The following is an 18,807-nucleotide window of genomic DNA, read 5'->3' on the forward strand; positions in this document are numbered from 1 at the left end:
TACCGGCTGGTGGCGATCTACGGCATGTCGGACATGATGGCCAACCACATCTCGGCCCGCGTGCCCGATGAAGACGGCGCTTTCCTGATCAATGCCTACGGCATGATGTACGAGGAGATCACGGCGTCGAGCCTGATCAAGATCGACCATGCCGGCCGCATCCTGGCCCAGCCGGATTTTGGTGACCTCAACTACGGCGTCAACAAGGCCGGCTATGTCATTCACAGCGCGGTGCATGAAGCCCGGCCCGAAGTGGCCTGCGTGATTCACACCCACAGCTGGGCCTCGATGGCGGTCTCAAGCCTGGAATGCGGCCTGCTGCCCATCACCCAGACGGCGATGCGCTTTCTCAAGATTGGCTACCACGACTACCAAGGCGTGGTGCTTAACCTGGACGAACAGGTCTCGCTGGTGCGCGATCTGGGCCAGGGCGAGGCGCTGATTTTGCGCAACCATGGGGTGCTGACGGTGGGGCGCAGCATTGGTGAAGCTTTCAACTGGATGCACCGGGTCGAACTGGCCTGCCATTCCCAACTGGCCGCCATGGCCTGCAACACGCCGCTGGTCAAGGTGGCGCCCGAAGTGCTGGAAGAGACCTGGAAAAACTACCAACCCGGCACCCGCCGGCCTTACGGGCTGATGGAGTGGCCGGCCCTGCTGCGCAAGCTGGACCGCAGCGACCCGAGCTACAAGACCTGACAGCCGCCATACCGGCGACCCGTGCAGCAACGATAAAAAACAACAGGAGACAAGCATGAAAACAAGCCTATTTCACTTCAACAGGCCTCTCAACAGCCGATTGCACCGCCTCTGGGCACAGACCCGGCGCCATGGCGCGCGCTGCGTCGCCGGCCTCTTGCTGGGGGCGGTTGGCGTCGCCAGTGCGCAGGCGCCGGCCTATCCGGCCAGGCCGGTGCGGGTGGTGGTCGCTTTCACGCCTGGCGGCACGACCGACATCCTGACCCGGCTGGTGTCGCAGCAGTTGTCCGAGCGCTTCAAGCAGCAGTTCGTGGTCGACAACAAGCCCGGGGCCGGCGGCAACATCGGCACCGAGATGGTGGTGCGCTCGGCGCCCGATGGCTACACGCTGATTGTCAATTCGGTGGGGCCGATCGCGGTCAACCCCACGCTGTATAAAAATCTGCCTTACAACCCCCTGAGCGATCTGGTGCCGGTGGTGCAGATCGCCGAGGTGCCCAACGTGCTGGTCGTGCATCCGTCGATCAGTGCCAAGACCGTCGACGAGCTGATTGCTTACGCCAAAGCCAATCCGGGCAAGCTCAACTATGGCTCGACCGGGATTGGCACCTCGTCGCATCTTTCCAGCTACATGCTGGGCCAGCGTGCTGGTTTTGAGGCCACGCATGTTCCCTACAAAGGCGCTGATGCCCTGCGTGACCTGCTGGCCGGGCGCATCCAGTTCATGTTCGCGACCATTCCGTCCGTGATGGCACATATCCAGGCCGGCAAGCTGCGGCCGATTGCGGTCAGCAGCGCCAAGCGCTCGCGCTCCATGCCCGATGTGCCCACCATTTCCGAGCGCGGTTTTCCGGGTTTTGAGGCCGGCTCCTGGTTTGGCTTTTTTGCACCCAAGGGCACGCCCGAGTCCGTGATCCTGGCGCTCAACAAAAGTGTCAACGAGGTGATCAGTGTTCCGGCGATCGAGCAGCAGATGATTCGCGAGGGCGCAGACCCCATCGGCGGCACACCGGCGCAGTTCGGCCAGTTTGTGCAGCGTGAGTTTGAAAAATGGAAAGTGATCGTGCTGGAGTCCGGCGCCCGCGCGGAGTGAGCGCCCCCATGACGAGACCGCTTCGCATTTTGCTGTCGCCGCAAGCCCGCCAGGAACTGGCGCCTGCGGTCACCGCCCTGCTCGGGCCGCGCCCGCATGAACTCGTCACGGCGGGCGAGGCCGGCGGCGCGCCGCAGCCTGGGGTTGACCTGGCCTTTATCTCGCGCGATGTGACGGGGCTGTCGAGCAAGGATGTCCTCACGGACGATCTGCTGGCTTTTTATGGCGTGCTGCGCCGCTCCGGCGAACTGCGGTGGGTGCACATGCATTCGGCCGGCGCGGACCGCCCGATCTATGCCGAACTGCGGGCACGCGGCGTGCAGGTCACGAACTCGTCGGGTGCCAATGCCGAGGTGGTGGCGCAAACCGCTCTGGCGGGCCTGCTGGCTCTGGCGCGCCGCTTTCCGCAGCTCATGGCTGCGCAACAGGCGCGCACCTGGGCGCCCCTGGTGTCGCAGCCGCCGCGCGATCTGGCGGGGCAGACGGCTGTGCTGGTGGGCTGGGGGCCGATTGGCCAGCGTCTGGGCGCATTCCTGCGCATGCTGGGGCTGCACGTCATCGTGGTGCGCCGCAACCCGCCATCAAACGGGGAGGCCGGCGTCGAGATGGTGAGCTTCGCGTCATTCCCGGCCGTGCTGCCGCGTGCGGACTGGTTGCTGCTGGCGTGTCCGCTGACGGATCAGACCCGGGGGCTGGTGAACCGCGCCGCGTTGATGGCCCTCCCGACGGGGGCGTGCATCCTCAATGTGGCCCGGGGCGAGGTGGTGGTCGAGCGTGATTTGGCAGAGGTTTTGCGCCAGGGGCGGCTGGGCGGCGCCTTCCTGGATGTGTTCGAGCACGAGCCGCTGGCCAGCGAGTCGCCGCTGTGGGGACTTGACAACGTCATCGTGACGCCGCATTCGGCCGGTCATTCCGACGGCAACTACCGCCGTGTCGCGGACATCTTCCTTGCCAACCTGGCGCGCTGGCATGCGGGCCAGCCGCTGCAAAACAGCATCCCTTGAGATCCATCTTTCAACTGTACAAAAAGGAAACACCATGAAAAAACGACAACTGCTTCAGGTCTGCGCTGCGCTGGCCCTGCTGCCCGCGCTCACCACGTTCACCGCATCTGCCCAGGCACAGGACTTTCCGCCCAAAAAGACCGTGAACCTGGTCGTGGGCTTTGCGCCTGGCGGCGCGGCCGACACCGCCGCGCGCCTGATTGCCAAAAAGCTCGGAGAAAACATTGGTCAGACCGTGATAGTGGACAACAAGCCCGGTGCAGGCGGCAACATCGCCCACCAGTTCGTGGCCAGCGCCCCGGGCGATGGCGCCACGCTGCTGTTTGGCTCGGTGGGCCCGCTGACGATTGCGCCGCACATGATGAAGCTGGCCTACGACCCGGTGCGCGACCTGGCCCCCATCACCATGGGCGTGAACTTTCCCAACGTGCTGGTGGTGCATGCCGGCGTCGGCGTCAAAACCCTGGCCGAGTTCGTGGCACTGGCCAAAAAGAAACCCGGCAGCCTGGACTTCGCGTCGACCGGCGCCGGCTCGGCATCGCATCTGGCTGGCGAGCTGTTCAACGTCCAGGCCGGCATTGACACCGTGCATATCCCCTACAAGGGCGGCGCGCCCGCGCTGCAGGACCTGCTGGGCGGCCGGGTCGCCGCGTATTACTCCACCCCGGCAACCGCAGGCCCGCACATCGAGTCCGGCAAGCTGGTTCCGCTGGCCACCACCGGCCTGAGCCGCCCGGCCTTCATGCCCAACGTGCCCACCATCGCCGAGTCCGGCTACCCGGGCTTCAATGCCACCAACTGGTATGCCTTCGTGGCGTCCAGCAAGACGCCCAAGCCCCTGCTGGACCGCTGGAACCTGGAACTGGTCAAGGTGCTCAATGCGCCCGACGTGCGCGAGCAGCTGCTCAAGCACGGGCTGACGCCCCAGCCCGGCACCCGCGACGAGCTGGCCCGCTACATCGCCAGTGAGTCGTCCACCTGGGGGCGGATTGTCCGGGAGCGCAAGATCTCGGCTGAATGACCCCCTTGCGCCGGGCTTGCCGTGGCGCTTAAAAGCTGTTCACGACGCGTGCCGAAGCACCGGAAGCGCTGCTCTTGAAGCCGGCGCCCTGGTAACCGTTTTTCCAGTGCGTCTGGTCCAGCTCGGCATAGGCGCGGGTGCGCTTGGAGAACGTGTATTCCAGGAAGGCCACGCTGCGGTTGAAGTCATCCTCGACGGCGGTGGTGCGTGCGCGCTTGACCTGGTAATGCGCCAGGATCAGGTCCACGCTCGCGCCCAGTGGCACGGTGCCGCCCATGCCCAGCGTGCGTTTGCGCGTGTTGGCGGTGGCGGAGGCGCCGGTGTCCAGGTTGAAGGTGGCCTTCAGGCCGCTGCCCAGGTCTTTCGAACCCCGGAACCCGAACCGGCTGGTGGTGTTGATGCCGCTGTTCACGGCTCTGCTGGCGTCTTCCGATCCGGCATAGGCGGCGGTCAGCCCGCTGCCGTAGCGCACGCCGGCATCGGCCACGCTAGAGGGTGACGTTGCTCTGCGCATGGCCTGCGCAGGCCAAGGCCAGCAGGGACAGGCCAAGCAGCGGGGTGCGGCAGCCGGTGGAGTGAGTCTTGATGCGTTTGTCTCTTTCTTTTCTGAGAGGGTTAAAAATTCTTGAGGTCAGGCTTTGCGCGCCGCCAATACCCGGTCCACCATCACACCGGCCTGGCCCAGGTTGTTCATCGGGTCGCAAAAGGCGGCGAGTTGTTCGCGCGTGACGTGCTGGTTGATTTCCGGGTGCTCGGCCAGCAGGTCGATCAGCGGGCGTTTTTGCTGCAGCGCGGCGCGGCAGATGTCATACACCAGGTCGTGGGCGTATTCGCGGCCGATGAAAGGTCCCAGCCCCATCATCACGGCCTCGGACATCACCAGCCCGTGCGTGATGTCGATGTTGCGGCGCATCTGTTCGGCATCGACTTCCAGGCCGCTCAGGATGAAGCGGGTCTGCTTGAGCGCGCCCGACATCAGGCAGAAGATCTCGGGCATGGCGACCCACTCGATTTCCCACGGGCCGGTGGAGCGTTCGTGGTCGGCGACCATCGCGTCCATCAGCGAGGCGGCCAGCTGGCGCACCACCGAGATGTTGGCGTGGATGTACAGGCACGAGATCGGGTTGCGCTTTTGCGGCATGGTCGAGGACGAGCCGCGCCCCGGCGCATAGGGCTCGAACACCTCGGCGACCTCGGTCTGCATCATCAGCTTCACGTCCATGGCGATCTTGCCCAGTGAGCCGCCGACGATGCCTAAAAATGCGCCGACCTCGGCAAAGTTGTCGCGCACCGTGTGCCACGAGATCAGCGGCTGGCCCAGGCCGAGTTCCTTCATCAGCCCGGCCTGCGTTTCCATGGCGCCGGTTTCCAGCGACGACAGCGTGCCCGACGCGCCGCCGAATTCGCCCACCAGCACGCGCGGTTTGAGTTGTTCCAGCCGCTCGCGGTGGCGCTCGATGCCGGCCAGGATGCTGGCCATCTTGTAGCCGAAGGTGATCGGCGTGGCCTGCTGCAGGTTGCTGCGGCCGATGACCGGCGTGTCGCGGTGCTCTTTTGCCAGTTTGGCGAGCGAGTCGGAGATGTCCTTCAGGTCTGCTTCGACCAGCGCCAGGCTTTCGCGGATTTGCAGCACGGCTGCCGTGTCGGTGATGTCCTGCGTGGTCGCGCCCCAGTGGCAGTATTCGCCCAGCTTGTCACGGCAGGCGGCATTGATCTGGTTCACCACGGCAATGATGGGGTAGCCGATCTGCTCGGTCTTGACCTTGAGCTTTATCCAGTCGATCTGCTCGATGTTGCAGTTCCTGACGATCTCGTCGGCGGCTTCTTGCGGGATCAGGCCGAGCTCGCCCTGCACCTTGGCCAGCGCGCGCTCGATGTCGAGGTACTTGGCGGTGCGGTTCTCATCGGACCAGACCTGGCGCATTTTGGCGTCGCTGAACATGTCGCCGAAGATTCTGGAGTCAATGATGGTTGCTGGCATGGGGTTCTCCTGTGGGTTTTGTGCTTAGGGGATGAGGGGTGAGCCGGTGCGGGCGGCTTGCGCCGCGATGCGCTGAGCTTTCAGGACCACCGGCCGGTCCACCATTTTTCCGTCCAGCTGGAAGGCACCGGCGCCCGAGGCCTGCCAGGCCTGCAGCACGCGATGCGCCCACGCCAGTTCTTCGGCGCTGGGCGCCAGCGCGGCGCGCACGGCGGCGACCTGTGCGGGGTGAATGCAGATCTTGGCGCCGAAGCCCAGGCTGCGCGCATGCCGCATGTCGTCGCTGACTTGGGCGGCATCCAGCGCGGGCGTGACGCCTGCCAGCGGAGACGCCAGGCCGGCCGCGCGCGAGGCAACGGCGATCTGCGACGCCGCAACATCCAGCGCCAGGCTGTCCGCCTGAATGTCCAGGTCGGCCATGTAGTCGAGCGCGCCAAAGGCCAGCCGGGCCACGCCGGGCGCGGCGGCGATGTCGGGCAAGGCCAGCATGCCGCGCGCGGTCTCGATCAGCGGCAGCACGGTCGCGTTGCCGGCCAGCCGCGCCAGCACTTCGGAAATCTGGCCGGCGGCCTCGCATTTCGGCAGCATGACGCACACCGCCTGCACGCTGCGGGCCAGCGCCAGGTCTTGCGCATGCCAGTCGGTCGCGGCGTCGTTGATGCGGATCAGCAACTTGGCGCTCGCTTCGCCCGCGCTGGCCATCCATTCGGCCATCGCGGCGCGTGCTGCTGCCTTGTCGGCAGGCGCCACGGCGTCTTCCAGGTCCAGGATGATGCGGTCGGCGCCCGAGGCCAGCGCCTTGGCAAAGCGCTCGGGGCGGTTGCCGGGAACGAACAGGTAGGTCTGGGGTGGGTAGCCGGACATGTCAGATCACCCCTTCAGCGCGCAGTTCGCCAATGCGCTCTGCGCTGTAGCCCTGGCTGCCCAGAATCGCCTCGGTGTGCTGGCCCAGCGCGGGCACGGCGTCCATGCGCGGCGCGCCATGCTGCCACGAGCCGGGCGGCAGCAGCGCGGGAACCCGGCCCGCCGCCGTGTCCACCTCGCGCCAGCGACCGCGTGCCTTGAGCTGGGGATGCGCCCACACCTCGGCCATGTTGTTGACCTGGGCGTTGGCAATGCCGGCCTGCTCCAGCCGGCTTGACACCTCCCCGGCGGTAAAGCCGGAAAAGGCTTGCACGATCAGCGCCGACAACTCGGCCCGCGCCGCGCTGCGTTTGGCATTGCCTGAAAAGCGCTCGTCGGTGGCGAGTTCGGGTTGCAGCAGCAGTTTTTCGCAAAAGATTTTCCACTCGCGTTCGTTCTGCAGGCCCAGCATCACGGTCTTTCCATCGCCGGCGGGGAAGGGGCCATACGGGTAGATGGTGGCGTGGCTGGCGCCGGTGCGCGGCGGCGGCGCGGCGCCGTCAAACGCGTAGTACAGCGGGTAGCTCATCCACTCGGTCAAGGATTCGAGCATCGACACGTCGATGCGCTGGCCTTCGCCGGTCTGCTGGCGGTGCATCAGCGCGGCCAGGATGTTGGTGTAGGCGTACATGCCGGCGGCAATGTCGGCAATCGACGGTCCGGCCTTGGAAGGCGTCTCGGGTGTGCCGGTGACCGACACAAAGCCGGCCTCGCTTTGAATCAAGAGGTCGTAGGCCTTCTTGTCGCGGTAGGGGCCGTCGCTGCCGTAGCCGGAAATGTCGCAGACGATGATGCCGGGCTTCAGGGCCGACAGCGTTTCATACGACAGCCCCAGCCGGGCCGCCGCGCCGGGCGCGAGGTTTTGCACCACCACATCGGCTTCCTCCAGAATCAGCCGCATCAGGATTTTCTGCGCCTCTTCATGCTTCACGTCCAGGGTGAGGCTTTCCTTGGAGCGGTTGGTCCAGACGAAATGCGAGGCCAGGCCGCGCACGCGCTCGTCATAGCCGCGCGCAAAGTCGCCCACGCCGGGGCGCTCTATCTTGATGACGCGGGCGCCCAGGTCGGCCAGCTGGCGCGTGGCGAACGGCGCGGCAATCGCATGCTCCAGCGTGACGATGGTGATGTTCTTGAGGGGTTGCATAAAAGTGGTCCTGGTCAGGAATCAGGCGAGCGTCGCGGTGGCGTCCATCGTCAGCCAGCCTTCATGGTCACGGCCCCACAGATGCACGGTCTTGCCGTCGGGCGAGGGCTGGCCGTGGACGGAAAACGGGTGGATGTCAAAGGTTGGCCGCACCGCCTTGAACTCGAAGCGAAGCACTTTTGCCTCGGGCAACTGGCGGCGCAGCAGGTCCATCAGCAGCGTGGCAATCAGCGGGCCGTGAACGACCAGGCCCGGATAGCCCTCGGTCTCGGTGACGTACTTGCGGTCGTAGTGGATGCGGTGGCCGTTGAAGGTCAGCGCCGAGTAGCGAAACAGCAGCACGTCGTCGGGAACGATGCGCCGCTCCCACGCCGATGCCTCGGGCGCGACCTGCGGCGGCGGGCTCACGTCGCCGGGCTGGGGCGCGGCGCGGTAAACGATGTTGTGGTGCTCGGTCAGCGCCACGTCCGGGCTGCCGTTGCGGCGGATTTCGTGGCGCACTTTCACAAAAATCAGGCTGCCGGTGCGGCCCGATTTTTCCTTCACCTCGGCAATCGTCGAGGTCCGGCTCAGCGTGTCGCCGATCAGCAGTGGCTCGTGGAAGGCAAAGTCGCTGCCGGCCCACATGCGGCGCGGCAGCGGCACCGGCGGCATGAAGCCGCCGCGCCGGGCGTGGCCGTCCGGCCCGATCTCGGACTGCCGGTGGATCGGCAAAAAGTACAGCCAGTGCCACAGGCTGGGCAGCGGGGTGCCGGGCGCCGGACGCTCATGGCCCGGCGTTGTTGGCCAATCGAGCGTGGCGGCCAGTGCGGCATACGGCGTGGCCGTGGCGATGTCTTGCACCGTTTCGCTGCGGCCGGTCCAGTCTTGCAGGTTCATGGCAATGCTTTCAGGGCTTGTGCGGCTTATTCAGCCTTGATCTTTGCAGCCGCTATGACGCTTTTCCAGCGGGTCGCTTCTTTTTGCACCAGGGTCTTGAGTTGCTCGGGGGTGCCGGTTTCGACTTCCGCGCCCTGGTCCTGGATTTTTTTCTGGACCGCCTTGTCGGCCAGCACGCTGTTCATTTCGCGGTTCAGCCGCTCAATCACGGCCTTGGGTGTCCTGGCGGGCGCGAACATGGCGTACCACTGCGACATGTTGACGTTGAGCACGCCTTGCTCGGCCAGCGTGGGAACCTCGGGCAGCAGTACCGAGCGTTTCTCGCCGGCAATGCCCAGCGCCCTGAGCCGGCCTTCCTTGACATGGGGGTAGGCCGTGAACAGGCTGGGAAACATCAACTGCGTGTTGCCTGCAATGGTGTCCACCACGGCCGGGGCCGAGCCTTTGTAGGGAATGCTCAGCACATCCACGCCGGCAGACAGCTTGAACAGCTCACCGGCCACATGCGGTGCGGTGCCGTTGCCGGCGGAGGCGTAATTGAAGCTGCCGGGCTTGGACTTGATCAGCTGCACCAGTTCCTTGACGTTTTTGGCGGCTACGGCGTTGTTCACGACCAGTACGGTGGGCGAGGCCGCCACCATACCGATGGGCTCGAAGTCGGTGACCGGGTCGTATTTGAGCTTTTGCAGCGCCGGGTTGATGCCGTGGGTGGCGATGTAGCCGAACATGATGGTGTAGCCGTCCGGCGCGGCCCGGGCCACGAATTCGCTGGCAATCGCACCATTTGCGCCGGCCTTGTTTTCAACAATGACCCCTTTCCCAAGGCGTGCGCTCAGGCCCTGTCCAATGATGCGGGCCATGGCGTCATTCGCGCCGCCGGCGGCCGTGGGCACCACGATGGTGATGGTTTTCTCGGGCCAGGCTTGTGCCAGCGCCTGGCCGCCGGTCGTTGCCACAAGCGCCATGCAAAGCCCGCTCAGTGCGGGCCTGAAGGGCATGGAGCGCGTTGACGGTGTCAACGACAGGGATGGGGAAGTTCGTGAATGCGGCATGGATGTCTCCTTCAGTGGGGTTTTGGATCAGGTGCATGACCTTGGCTCTGGGAGTCATCATCCCGCTATCGTTACCCGCTGTGAAGTGCAACTTTTGCTACGATTGCTGCATGGCACGCATTAATTTCGATTTGCAGCAACTGCAGGGTTTCGTGGCCGTGGCCGAGCGGGGCAGCTTTCGCGCGGCCGCCGAGCACATCAACCTGTCGTCCCCGGCGCTGAGCCGGCGCATCGACAAACTCGAAACCATTTTGGGGGCGCGCCTGTTCAACCGCACTACGCGCGAGGTTGAACTCACGCCGCTGGGCCGGGTGTTCCTGGGGCGCGCACGCACCGCGCTGGACGACCTGGAATCGGCCATGCTCGGCATTTCAGACATCGCCACCCATCGGGGCGGGCGCGTGACGGTGGCCTGCCTGCCGTCGGCCGCCCTGTACTTTTTACCCAGTGTGATCAGCAGTTTTTCCCGGAACTACCCCGGCATCCGCGTGCGGGTGGTCGATGAGACGATGAACCAGGTGCTGCAAAGCGTGCTGTTGGGTGATGCTGACTTTGGCATCGGCTTCATGAATACCTTGACGCCCGAGATCGCCTTCGAGTCCATCCACAACGATCCCTTCGTGCTGGCGATGCCGCGCAGCCATCCGCTGGCCGGGCGCAAGTCGGTGAATTGGGCGGATGTGGAGAAGGAAAGCCTGATTGCCGTGGCGCGAAGCAGCGGCAACCGCCAGCTGCTGGACGATTCTCTGACCAAGGCTGGCTTGAACCCGAGCTTTGCGTTCGAGGTGAGCCACGTCGCAACGCTGCTGGGCATGGTGGAGGCGGGCCTGGGTCTGGCGGCCGTGCCCCGCATGGCGCTGTCCACCACGCACGCCACGCTGGTGGGCCTGCCCTTGCGCCAGCCGCAAACGGTGCGCCGGGTGGGTCTCTTGAGGCGCCACGGCGTCAAGCTCCGGCCGGCGGCCGAGATGTTTCACCAGCATCTGCGCACGGCCTTGAAGACCCGCAAGCCGGCCGCTGGCGATCCGGCCTGAATTCTCGGGACGGGTTACTCGGCCAGTTGCGGCTCCATCCGCAAGCCGGTCTGCTGCACCACCTGCCGCCACTTGGTCCGCTCGGCGAGCAGCAGGCTGTGCAGTGCTTCGGGCGTGCTGGTCTGCACATGGGCGCCGTCGGCGTCGAAGCGGGCGATGATTTCAGGGTCTTGCAGCACGGTGTTGAGCGCGCTGTTGAGCTGCGCCACCACCGGCGCCGGCGTTTTGGCCGGCGCGAACAAGGCGTACCACTGCGTCAGTTCGATGCCGGCCACGCCCGCCTCGTCCAGCGTGGGCAGATCGGGCAGGCTGGCCAGGCGTGCCGGTCCGGCCACGGCCAGCGCCCGCAGCTTGCCGCTGCGCAGGTAAGGCTGGGCGGTGAACAGGCTGGGGAACATCAGCTGGGCATTGCCGCGCACCGTGTCGGCAATGGCCGGTGCCGCGCCGGCATAGGCCTGACCGGGCAGCGTGATGCTCGTGTGTAGCCTGAACAGTTCGGCCGCCAGGTGCGGCGCCGTGCCTTCGCCTGCCGAGGCATAGCTGAAGCGGCCGGGCTGGGAATGGATCAGGGCCACCAGTTCTGCCACGCTATGCACCGCAAGGTCGGCATGCACGACCAGCAGCGTCGGCGAGTGGCCGACCAGTCCGACCGGCGCGAAATCGTCCACCGGATCGTAGCGCAGCGCCTGTAAGGCCGGATTGATGCCGTGGGTGGCGATGTAGCCAAACATCAGGGTATGGCCGTCAGGCTGGGCGGCGGCCACGAATTCGCTGGCAATGCTGCCATTGGCGCCGGCGCGGTTGTCCACCGTCACCGACTGGCCCAGCACCGGACCGAGCTTGCGCGTCAGCGTGCGCGCCATGGTGTCGTTGCCGCCACCGGCGCTGGTCGGCACGATGATCTGGATGTCCTTGCCGGGGAAGGGCAGTGCCGCATCAAGGCTCGCTGCCGGATCGGGGCTGGATCGGGGAAACACATAGCCGGGCAGGTGCAGTTCGCCCTGCATGATCTTGCGGGCGGTGCGCACCAGCGCGGCGCGCTGAATCGTGGCGTCTTGGCCTTCGCCTTGCAGCTCGACTTCAATGTCAATCTGTCCGGCCGGGTGCAAGACGGTCAGCGGGTGTTTGCCTGGCGCCCTGGCCGCGCCGCTGGCCACCGTGCCGGGCAGGGCAAAGGCGGTCGCCACGCCAATGGCGCCGGTGACTGCATGCGACGCATGGCAGCGCCGCGGGGTGAAGTAGCGCGAGGTGATGCTGAGCGGGCCGTCGCCGGCACTGACCAGCACCGGCTTCGGAATCACGCTGCCCGATACATCGCCCAGCCCCATGCGGGCGCCAGCCACCAGGCGCAGCGCTTCGATGCGCGCCAGCAGCGCCGTGTTGGCATCGAGTTCCGCCGGCCGCTCGCGGCCCGTCAGGCCCAGGTCGCTGGCGCGCAGGATCACCAGCGGCATGGCCGCGTCGATGCAGGTCAGCGCCAGCCCGTCGATCACGTCAATGCGCTGCCCGGTCGGGAACAGTTGGCCGGTGATGGCGCCCCAGGCGTCGAGGAAGTTGAGCAGGATAGGCGCGGCGGTGCCGGCCACGCCGTCAATCCGGGCATCGCCTTCGTAGGTGACGCGGCCGCCGGGCGTGCAGACGGTCACGTCGATGCGCGCGCCGGTGTTGACGTTGTAGATCCGTGCCGTGGTGTGGCCGTCCTGCGCCGGGATCAGGCCTTGCTCGATCGCAAATGGCGCGACGCCGGACAGCATGTTGCCGCAGTTGGGCCGGGTGTCCACCGACTGGTGGCCGACGCCAACCTGGGCAAACAGGTAGTCCAGGTCGCAACCGGGCTGGCTGGAGCGCGACACGATGGCCACCTTGCTGTTGAGCGTGCTGCCGCCCCCCAGGCCATCGAGTTGCAGCGGATCGGAAGCGCCGATGGCGCCAATCAGCGCCTGGTCGCGAGCCTCATCGCCCTCGGGCAGCCATTCGCGCAGGAAAAACGGGCCGCGCGAGGTGCCGGCGCGCATCAGCACGCAGGGTATCTTGCGGTTCAGCATGGCAGGCCTTCGGGCCGGCAGCGCCTGGAAGCGGGGGGTAGTTGGAGCATCGGGTTTCCTGTGTGTGGCGGGTGTTTGATGCCCGCGCCATCGCCTTGGGTGAAGGGACTGCCGCTTGCGTTGCCGCGAGGGCGGGCAATGGCATCGGTTTTCATGACAGGGGGTATTTTTCGCAAAGTTCACCGTGTTGTAAATTGCATCTTTTGAAGGGACTGATGCGTTTTCTGCATCAATCAAGCCGTGGACAGGCGCTTGGGTCAAGGCGCCCGGCTACAGGCTGACTCAATCTGAAGGGACTTCTTTTTTTTGCTTCTGGATCAATAGCTGCTTGTGCCTGCCAGTATTGCGCGTGGGACTGATCTGGGCCACGAAAAGCCTGACGGCCATAGCGCATCTGGTGTCCGATGGCCTGCACTTATCACTCGTTTGACCATGTCAGGTGCGGGGCACGTGACCTGGCTGAGTTGGCTTACCGGTTCAACCGGCGGTTTGACCTGCCAGCGATGGTGCCGCGCCTGTCTGAGGCCGGTCGCTAATCAGGTGATTTTGTGCTTGAACAGGTGAAAAAAGCTGCGCCACTGTTCGGACCGTAGCGCAGGCCGCCTGGGTCAATTCATTCTGCAAAGACAGGCGCGAAATAGGCCTGTAGCGCTTGCTGTTCATGCATAAAAAGCTATCATTTTTGTAGCATTACCGACGGATCGGTGGTGATCAGGTCGAGCGGGAAGCGCCGTCCGGCCAGGTAGTCTTCCAGGCAGCGCAGCAGCAAGGGGCTGCGGTGCATCTCGGTGCAGCCGCGGATTTCGTCCGCCGTGAGCCACACGGTGCGCACAATGCCTTCGTCCAGCGCCTGGCCTTCCATGTGGGCACCCAGGTCCCCGCAAAACGCAAAGCGCAGGTAGGTGATGTCCAGCTTCCCGTTGGGGGCCCGGGCGTCCGTCTGCTCAAAGCGCGACAGGTAAACGCCAACGAGGGCCGTGGGGGTGAAGTGAAAAGCGGTTTCTTCCAGCGTCTCGCGGGCGCAGCCCTGGGTCGGGCTTTCGCCGGGGTCCAGGTGGCCAGCCGGGTTGTTGAGCTTCAGTCCGTCCCGGGTTTTTTCCTCGACCAGCAGGAATTTCTGGATGCCGTCGAAATCGCGTTCGATGACGGCGGCGACCGTGGCGCTGGGTTTCCATCGTTTGTTCATGCAAATATTATCCGTGCCGTTTTTGACATTACGCTTAATCGGCCGGCGCGCCTGCCAGTGCGGGGGCAAAACCGTGGGCAAAGCTCTCGCGCAAATGCGCGACAAAGCACTGAACCGCCTTGGGAACCTGCGCCGACCAGGGACGAATCGCGTAAATATGCTCGCCAAAAAAGCCTTGCACCTGCCAGTCAGGCAGCACCTGTACCAGGGGCTGCAGCGACGCGCTGGTGCCCGTCGGCAGGCTGAAGTCGGGCAGCAGGCCTATGCCCAGCCCGGCCAGCAGCGCATCGCGCAGCACTTCGCTGTTGTTGGCCTTGAGCGTGCCGGTGATGTTCACGCCCACCCGTTCGCCGGATTTGTCAGATCTCCGTTTTGTCTTGCGCACAAAGGTCCAGCTGCGGGTCGGGCTGCCGCCCAGATAGAGCAGGCAGTCGTGCGCCGCCAGTTCGGACGGGTGCGACGGCACGCCGCGCCGCGCGAGGTACTGCGGGCTGGCCATCAGCACGGAATGGGTGTCACACAGCAGCCAGGCCACATGGGTGTCGGGTGGCGTCTGGGTGTGCCGGATCGCCAGATCGAAGCCCTCATTGGCCAGGTTGACGAAGCGGTCGGTCAGCTCCAGTTCGATGTGGATGTCGGGGTAGCGCAGCAAAAAGTCCGCCACGCAGGACGCCAGGTGTTGCCGCCCCAGCGCAACCGGCGCGGTGACCCGGATCAGGCCGCGCGGCGCGCCCACCAGGTCGCGGGCGGCGGTATAGCTTTCGCTGATCCGCTCGAACGCGGGTTGCATTTCATGGACCAGCTGCTGCCCGGCCTCGGTCAGGCCCACCGAGCGCGTGGTCCGGCGTACCAGCAGCACGCCGGCGGCGCGCTCCAGTTCGCTGATGCGCGTGCTGGCCGAGGCTTTGGACAGGCCCAGGCGCCGCGCGGTCTCGGTGAAGCTGCGGGTTGCGGCCAGCACCGTCAGCAGGTGCAGGTCGGCAATCAGCGGTGACAACTGGTCAGAGGACATCAAAGGGCTCCATTGTTCAGGAATATGAACAATGTAATCAGTAAACGGGCCATTATCAAATCGGCCGGCGCCCCCTAGACTGCAGGGCACGACTCATTTTTGACTCAAAGGATTGAACATGTCTTCATCGCCAGCCACCATCGGTCACTATCTGAACGGACGCGCGTCCACGCCCGCAGCCGGCCGCAGCCAGCCCGTCTTCAACCCCGCCACCGGCGCAGTGTCGGGCCATGTCGCGCTGGCCAGCGCAACGGACGTAGACGCCGCGGTCGCTGCTGCGCAAGCGGCGTTTCCGGCCTGGGCCGACACGCCGCCGATCCGCCGCGCCCGCGTGATGTTCAAGTTCCTGGAGCTGCTGAACCATAACAAGGACAAGCTGGCCCACCTGATCACCGCCGAGCACGGCAAGGTGTTCACCGACGCGCAGGGCGAGGTCTCGCGCGGCATTGACATCGTCGAATTCGCCTGCGGCATGCCGCAGTTGCTCAAGGGCGACTTCACCGACCAGGTCAGCACCGGCATTGACAACTGGACGCTGCGCCAGCCTTTGGGTGTGGTGGCCGGCATCACGCCGTTCAACTTTCCGGTGATGGTGCCGATGTGGATGTTCCCGGTGGCGATTGCCGCGGGCAACTGCTTTGTGCTCAAGCCCAGTCCGATCGACCCGAGTGCCAGCCTGCTCATGGCCGAGCTGTTCAAGCAGGCCGGTTTGCCCGACGGCGTGTTTAACGTGGTGCAGGGCGACAAGGAAGCCGTCGATGCGCTGCTGGTGCACCCGGACGTGAAGGCCGTGTCGTTTGTCGGCTCGACGCCGATCGCCAACTACATCTACGAAACCGGCGCGCACCACGGCAAGCGCGTGCAGGCGCTGGGCGGTGCCAAGAACCACATGGTGGTGATGCCCGACGCCGACCTGGAGCAGGCCGTGGACGCGCTGATTGGCGCCGGCTACGGTTCAGCCGGCGAGCGCTGCATGGCGATCTCGGTGGCGGTGCTGGTCGGCGATGTGGCCGACAAGCTCATTCCGATGCTGGAGGCACGCGCCAGAACGCTGGTCATCAAGCACGGCGAGGAGCTCGACGCCGAGATGGGCCCTATCGTGACGGCCGCCGCGCACCAGCGCATCACCGGCTACATCGACCTGGGTGTGGAAGAAGGCGCGAAACTGCTGGTCGATGGCCGCACCTTCACCGGCGCCGATGCCGGCGAGGGATGCGAGCAGGGCTTCTGGATGGGCGGCACGCTGTTTGACCATGTCACACCCGACATGCGCATCTACAAGGAAGAAATCTTTGGCCCGGTGCTGGGCTGCATGCGGGTCAAAGACTTTGCCGAGGCGGTCAACCTGATCAACGCCCACGAGTTTGGCAACGGCGTGAGCTGCTACACCCGCGACGGCCATGTGGCGCGTGAATTTTCGCGGCGCATCCAGGTCGGCATGGTCGGCATCAACGTGCCGATTCCTGTGCCCATGGCCTGGCACGGCTTTGGCGGCTGGAAGAAAAGCCTGTTTGGCGACATGCATGCGTATGGCGAGGAAGGCGTGCGCTTCTACACCAAGCAAAAGTCCATCATGCAGCGCTGGCCCGAAAGCATTGGCAAGGGCGCCGAGTTTGTGATGCCGACCGCGAAGTAAGCGCGCAACAGCCAGCGCTCCTTGCCAGCCCCATGTGCCGCTCACCCGGCGCCTGGGGCTGTTTTCATGGGGCGGACGCAGGTGCTGCGTCCCTTTTGCCTGGCGCCGCGCACCGGCGCGTGGGGTGTCCAGAGTGCCTGAGGCGACAGGCGCCATGAAAAACTATAGTTTGCCCCCGCTAGAATTTTAAAAATCTCATGTAAGCTGCGAGACAGTCAGGAATCCTGTGCCCGCTGGCGCGCAGCCACTAAAAAAATCAATCTACTGAGGAGACACCCATGCTGATCGGGGTACCCGCCGAAATCACGGCCGGAGAAACACGCGTTGCCATCACGCCGGAAACGGCCAAGAAGCTCAAAGCCCAGGGCCATACTGTCCGCGTTCAGTCGGGCGCAGGCGTGGCCGCCAGCGTGACCGACGACGCCTACACCGCCGTCGGTGCTGAAATCACCGATGCTACGGGCGCCTACAGCGCCGACATCGTGCTCAAGGTGCGCTGCCCGTTGGAGGCCGAAATGCCCCATGCCAAGCCTGGCAGCGTGGTGGTCGGCATGCTCAATCCTTTTGATGCCGCCGGCCTGCAGCGATTGGCTGCGGCGCAGCTGACGTCGTTTGCGCTCGAAGCCGCGCCGCGCACCAGCCGTGCGCAAAGCATGGACGTGCTCTCGTCGCAGGCCAATATTGCCGGCTACAAAGCCGTGCTGCTGGCCGCCGAGAACTACCAGCGTTTTTTCCCGATGCTGATGACGGCTGCCGGCACGGTCAAGGCCGCGCGCGTGGTCATTCTGGGCGTGGGCGTGGCCGGTTTGCAGGCCATTGCCACGGCCAAACGCCTGGGCGCGGTGATTGAAGCGAGCGACGTGCGCCCCAGCGTGAAAGAACAGGTCGAGTCCCTGGGCGGAAAATTCATTGACGTGCCCTACGAGACCGATGAAGAGCGCGAAGCCGCCGTGGGCGTGGGCGGATACGCCAAGCCCATGCCGCCGAGCTGGCTGGCGCGCCAGAAAGCCGAGGTGGCCAAGCGCATTGCGCAGGCCGATGTGGTGATCACCACGGCGCTGATTCCGGGCCGCGCGGCGCCGGTGCTGGTGACCGAAGAGATGGTCAAGTCCATGAAGGCCGGCAGCGTGATTGTCGACCTGGCGGCGCCGCAGGGCGGTAACTGCCCCTTGACCGAGCCCGGCAAGACGGTGGTCAAGCACGGCGTGACGCTGGTTGGCGAAACCAACGTGCCCGCGCTGGTGGCGGCCGATGCCAGTGCGCTGTATGCCCGCAACGTGCTCGATTTCCTCAAGCTGATCATCACCAAGGATGGCGCCCTCAATATTGATTTGAGCGACGATATTGTGGCGGCTTGCCTGATGACGCAAAACGGCGAAGTCACCAGGAAATAAATCATTTCGGGGCCCGGCCTGGCGCCGCCCCCTTCGATAAAAAAGACAAGACAAGAGGAGAAAACCATGGATGCCGTGTCACCCACCATCATCAACCTGATCATTTTCGTACTGGCCATCTACGTGGGCTACCACGTCGTGTGGACCGTCACGCCCGCCTTGCACACGCCGCTGATGGCGGTGACCAACGCCATTTCCGCCATCGTGATTGTTGGTGCCATGCTGGCCGCTGCGCTGACCGAAACCCCGCTGGGCCGCACCATGGGCGTGCTGGCCGTGGCGCTGGCAGCCGTCAACGTGTTTGGCGGTTTTCTGGTCACGCGCCGGATGCTGGAAATGTTCCGCAAGAAAGAAAAGAAAGCGCCTGCTGTGGCGTCCGCTGATTCGGGAGTTGCCAAATGAGCATGAACATCGTCACGCTGCTGTACCTGGTGGCTTCTGTTTTCTTCATCCAGGCGCTCAAGGGCCTGTCTCACCCGACCACGTCGCTGCGCGGTAATCTTTTCGGCATGGTCGGCATGGCGATTGCCGTGCTCACCACCGCCGCCCTGATCGTCGAGATGTCGGGCGGCAAGGCCGAGGGCATGGTCTATGTGCTGGGGGCGCTGGTCGTTGGCGGTGCCGCGGGCACGCTGATGGCCAAGCGCGTCGAGATGACCAAGATGCCCGAGCTGGTGGCCTTCATGCACAGCATGATTGGCCTGGCGGCGGTGTTCATTGCCGT

Annotated in this window: 18 protein-coding genes and 1 pseudogene; 10 read left to right on the forward strand and 9 right to left on the reverse strand. The window is 65.1% G+C overall.

Going from position 1 to position 18,807, the window contains the following annotated elements; all coding sequences use genetic code 11:
- The 4 genes from IV091_RS18125 to IV091_RS18140 all read left to right on the forward strand — a co-directional run.
- A partial coding sequence (locus tag IV091_RS18125) for a class II aldolase/adducin family protein (protein WP_293470831.1) occupies nucleotides 1–699 on the forward strand: 699 nt, incomplete at its 5' end.
- Nucleotides 700–754: 55 nt separating this feature from the next.
- Nucleotides 755–1,792 (forward strand): tripartite tricarboxylate transporter substrate binding protein, encoded by a 1,038-nt coding sequence (locus IV091_RS18130; protein ID WP_293470832.1) that lies wholly within the window; start codon nucleotides 755–757, stop codon nucleotides 1,790–1,792.
- 8 nt (nucleotides 1,793–1,800) lie between these two features.
- On the forward strand, nucleotides 1,801–2,796 hold the full coding sequence (locus IV091_RS18135; protein WP_293470834.1) for a D-2-hydroxyacid dehydrogenase: 996 nt from the start codon (nucleotides 1,801–1,803) through the stop codon (nucleotides 2,794–2,796).
- Nucleotides 2,797–2,830: 34 nt separating this feature from the next.
- On the forward strand, nucleotides 2,831–3,817 hold the full coding sequence (locus IV091_RS18140; protein ID WP_293470836.1) for a tripartite tricarboxylate transporter substrate binding protein: 987 nt from the start codon (nucleotides 2,831–2,833) through the stop codon (nucleotides 3,815–3,817).
- A 28-nt stretch (nucleotides 3,818–3,845) separates the two neighbouring features.
- Here the strand turns inward: IV091_RS18140 and IV091_RS18145 are convergent, their stop codons facing one another.
- From IV091_RS18145 to IV091_RS18170, 6 genes are all read right to left on the reverse strand, one after another.
- Complete coding sequence (locus IV091_RS18145) at nucleotides 3,846–4,331, reverse strand: porin (protein WP_293470838.1); 486 nt, start codon at nucleotides 4,329–4,331, stop codon at nucleotides 3,846–3,848.
- 117 nt (nucleotides 4,332–4,448) lie between these two features.
- Nucleotides 4,449–5,798, reverse strand: coding sequence for an adenylosuccinate lyase family protein (locus IV091_RS18150; RefSeq protein WP_293470839.1), 1,350 nt, complete (start codon nucleotides 5,796–5,798; stop codon nucleotides 4,449–4,451).
- A 24-nt stretch (nucleotides 5,799–5,822) separates the two neighbouring features.
- Nucleotides 5,823–6,662, reverse strand: coding sequence for a CoA ester lyase (locus tag IV091_RS18155; RefSeq protein WP_293470841.1), 840 nt, complete (start codon nucleotides 6,660–6,662; stop codon nucleotides 5,823–5,825).
- A 1-nt stretch (nucleotide 6,663) separates the two neighbouring features.
- On the reverse strand, nucleotides 6,664–7,845 hold the full coding sequence (locus tag IV091_RS18160; RefSeq protein ID WP_293470843.1) for a CaiB/BaiF CoA-transferase family protein: 1,182 nt from the start codon (nucleotides 7,843–7,845) through the stop codon (nucleotides 6,664–6,666).
- A 21-nt stretch (nucleotides 7,846–7,866) separates the two neighbouring features.
- A complete protein-coding gene (locus IV091_RS18165; protein WP_293470845.1) occupies nucleotides 7,867–8,724 on the reverse strand; it encodes a MaoC family dehydratase N-terminal domain-containing protein in 858 nt (285 codons plus the stop codon).
- Nucleotides 8,725–8,750: 26 nt separating this feature from the next.
- Nucleotides 8,751–9,776, reverse strand: coding sequence for a tripartite tricarboxylate transporter substrate binding protein (locus IV091_RS18170; protein WP_293470847.1), 1,026 nt, complete (start codon nucleotides 9,774–9,776; stop codon nucleotides 8,751–8,753).
- Nucleotides 9,777–9,886: 110 nt separating this feature from the next.
- Between IV091_RS18170 and IV091_RS18175 the strand changes: the two genes are divergently transcribed.
- Complete coding sequence (locus tag IV091_RS18175; protein WP_293470848.1) at nucleotides 9,887–10,810, forward strand: LysR family transcriptional regulator; 924 nt, start codon at nucleotides 9,887–9,889, stop codon at nucleotides 10,808–10,810.
- A gap of 14 nt (nucleotides 10,811–10,824) precedes the next feature.
- On the opposite strand, the gene IV091_RS18180 is transcribed toward IV091_RS18175, so the two are convergent.
- Complete coding sequence (locus tag IV091_RS18180) at nucleotides 10,825–12,855, reverse strand: 4-oxalomesaconate tautomerase (protein WP_293470850.1); 2,031 nt, start codon at nucleotides 12,853–12,855, stop codon at nucleotides 10,825–10,827.
- A 404-nt stretch (nucleotides 12,856–13,259) separates the two neighbouring features.
- Here IV091_RS18180 and IV091_RS18185 point away from each other — a divergent pair.
- Nucleotides 13,260–13,373 (forward strand): annotated as a pseudogene (locus IV091_RS18185) (IS1595 family transposase); the annotation flags it as partial.
- A gap of 158 nt (nucleotides 13,374–13,531) precedes the next feature.
- On the opposite strand, the gene IV091_RS18190 reads toward IV091_RS18185, so the two are convergent.
- Nucleotides 13,532–14,041 (reverse strand): NUDIX hydrolase, encoded by a 510-nt coding sequence (locus tag IV091_RS18190; RefSeq protein WP_293470852.1) that lies wholly within the window; start codon nucleotides 14,039–14,041, stop codon nucleotides 13,532–13,534.
- 34 nt (nucleotides 14,042–14,075) lie between these two features.
- Complete coding sequence (locus IV091_RS18195; RefSeq protein WP_293470854.1) at nucleotides 14,076–15,053, reverse strand: LysR family transcriptional regulator; 978 nt, start codon at nucleotides 15,051–15,053, stop codon at nucleotides 14,076–14,078.
- A gap of 118 nt (nucleotides 15,054–15,171) precedes the next feature.
- On the opposite strand from IV091_RS18195, the gene IV091_RS18200 reads away from it, so the two are divergent.
- The 4 genes from IV091_RS18200 to IV091_RS18215 form a co-directional block, all read left to right on the forward strand.
- On the forward strand, nucleotides 15,172–16,689 hold the full coding sequence (locus tag IV091_RS18200; protein WP_293470856.1) for a CoA-acylating methylmalonate-semialdehyde dehydrogenase: 1,518 nt from the start codon (nucleotides 15,172–15,174) through the stop codon (nucleotides 16,687–16,689).
- 278 nt (nucleotides 16,690–16,967) lie between these two features.
- A complete protein-coding gene (locus IV091_RS18205) occupies nucleotides 16,968–18,083 on the forward strand; it encodes a Re/Si-specific NAD(P)(+) transhydrogenase subunit alpha (protein ID WP_293470858.1) in 1,116 nt (371 codons plus the stop codon).
- 66 nt (nucleotides 18,084–18,149) lie between these two features.
- Nucleotides 18,150–18,485, forward strand: a complete 336-nt coding sequence (locus IV091_RS18210; RefSeq protein WP_293470860.1) for an NAD(P) transhydrogenase subunit alpha — start codon at nucleotides 18,150–18,152, stop codon at nucleotides 18,483–18,485.
- The coding region (locus tag IV091_RS18215) for an NAD(P)(+) transhydrogenase (Re/Si-specific) subunit beta (RefSeq protein WP_293470862.1) at nucleotides 18,482–18,807 on the forward strand (326 nt) is incomplete at its 3' end. The genes IV091_RS18210 and IV091_RS18215, both read left to right, overlap by 4 nt.

Source organism: Polaromonas sp. (assembly GCF_018780625.1).
In the GTDB taxonomy this organism is placed as follows: domain Bacteria; phylum Pseudomonadota; class Gammaproteobacteria; order Burkholderiales; family Burkholderiaceae_C; genus Polaromonas.

What these genes read in the sequence shown, in the direction of transcription:
- IV091_RS18130 (WP_293470832.1), top strand. Translation starts at nt 755, where the DNA reads ATGAAAACAAGCCTATTTCACTTCAACAGGCCTCTCAACAGCCGATTG.
- IV091_RS18135 (WP_293470834.1), top strand. Translation starts at nt 1,801, where the DNA reads ATGACGAGACCGCTTCGCATTTTGCTGTCGCCGCAAGCCCGCCAGGAA.
- IV091_RS18140 (WP_293470836.1), top strand. Translation starts at nt 2,831, where the DNA reads ATGAAAAAACGACAACTGCTTCAGGTCTGCGCTGCGCTGGCCCTGCTG.
- IV091_RS18145 (WP_293470838.1), bottom strand. Translation starts at nt 4,331, where the DNA reads ATGCGCAGAGCAACGTCACCCTCTAGCGTGGCCGATGCCGGCGTGCGC.
- IV091_RS18150 (WP_293470839.1), bottom strand. Translation starts at nt 5,798, where the DNA reads ATGCCAGCAACCATCATTGACTCCAGAATCTTCGGCGACATGTTCAGC.
- IV091_RS18155 (WP_293470841.1), bottom strand. Translation starts at nt 6,662, where the DNA reads ATGTCCGGCTACCCACCCCAGACCTACCTGTTCGTTCCCGGCAACCGC.
- IV091_RS18160 (WP_293470843.1), bottom strand. Translation starts at nt 7,845, where the DNA reads ATGCAACCCCTCAAGAACATCACCATCGTCACGCTGGAGCATGCGATT.
- IV091_RS18165 (WP_293470845.1), bottom strand. Translation starts at nt 8,724, where the DNA reads ATGAACCTGCAAGACTGGACCGGCCGCAGCGAAACGGTGCAAGACATC.
- IV091_RS18170 (WP_293470847.1), bottom strand. Translation starts at nt 9,776, where the DNA reads ATGCCGCATTCACGAACTTCCCCATCCCTGTCGTTGACACCGTCAACG.
- IV091_RS18175 (WP_293470848.1), top strand. Translation starts at nt 9,887, where the DNA reads ATGGCACGCATTAATTTCGATTTGCAGCAACTGCAGGGTTTCGTGGCC.
- IV091_RS18180 (WP_293470850.1), bottom strand. Translation starts at nt 12,855, where the DNA reads ATGCTGAACCGCAAGATACCCTGCGTGCTGATGCGCGCCGGCACCTCG.
- IV091_RS18190 (WP_293470852.1), bottom strand. Translation starts at nt 14,041, where the DNA reads ATGAACAAACGATGGAAACCCAGCGCCACGGTCGCCGCCGTCATCGAA.
- IV091_RS18195 (WP_293470854.1), bottom strand. Translation starts at nt 15,053, where the DNA reads ATGTCCTCTGACCAGTTGTCACCGCTGATTGCCGACCTGCACCTGCTG.
- IV091_RS18200 (WP_293470856.1), top strand. Translation starts at nt 15,172, where the DNA reads ATGTCTTCATCGCCAGCCACCATCGGTCACTATCTGAACGGACGCGCG.
- IV091_RS18205 (WP_293470858.1), top strand. Translation starts at nt 16,968, where the DNA reads ATGCTGATCGGGGTACCCGCCGAAATCACGGCCGGAGAAACACGCGTT.
- IV091_RS18210 (WP_293470860.1), top strand. Translation starts at nt 18,150, where the DNA reads ATGGATGCCGTGTCACCCACCATCATCAACCTGATCATTTTCGTACTG.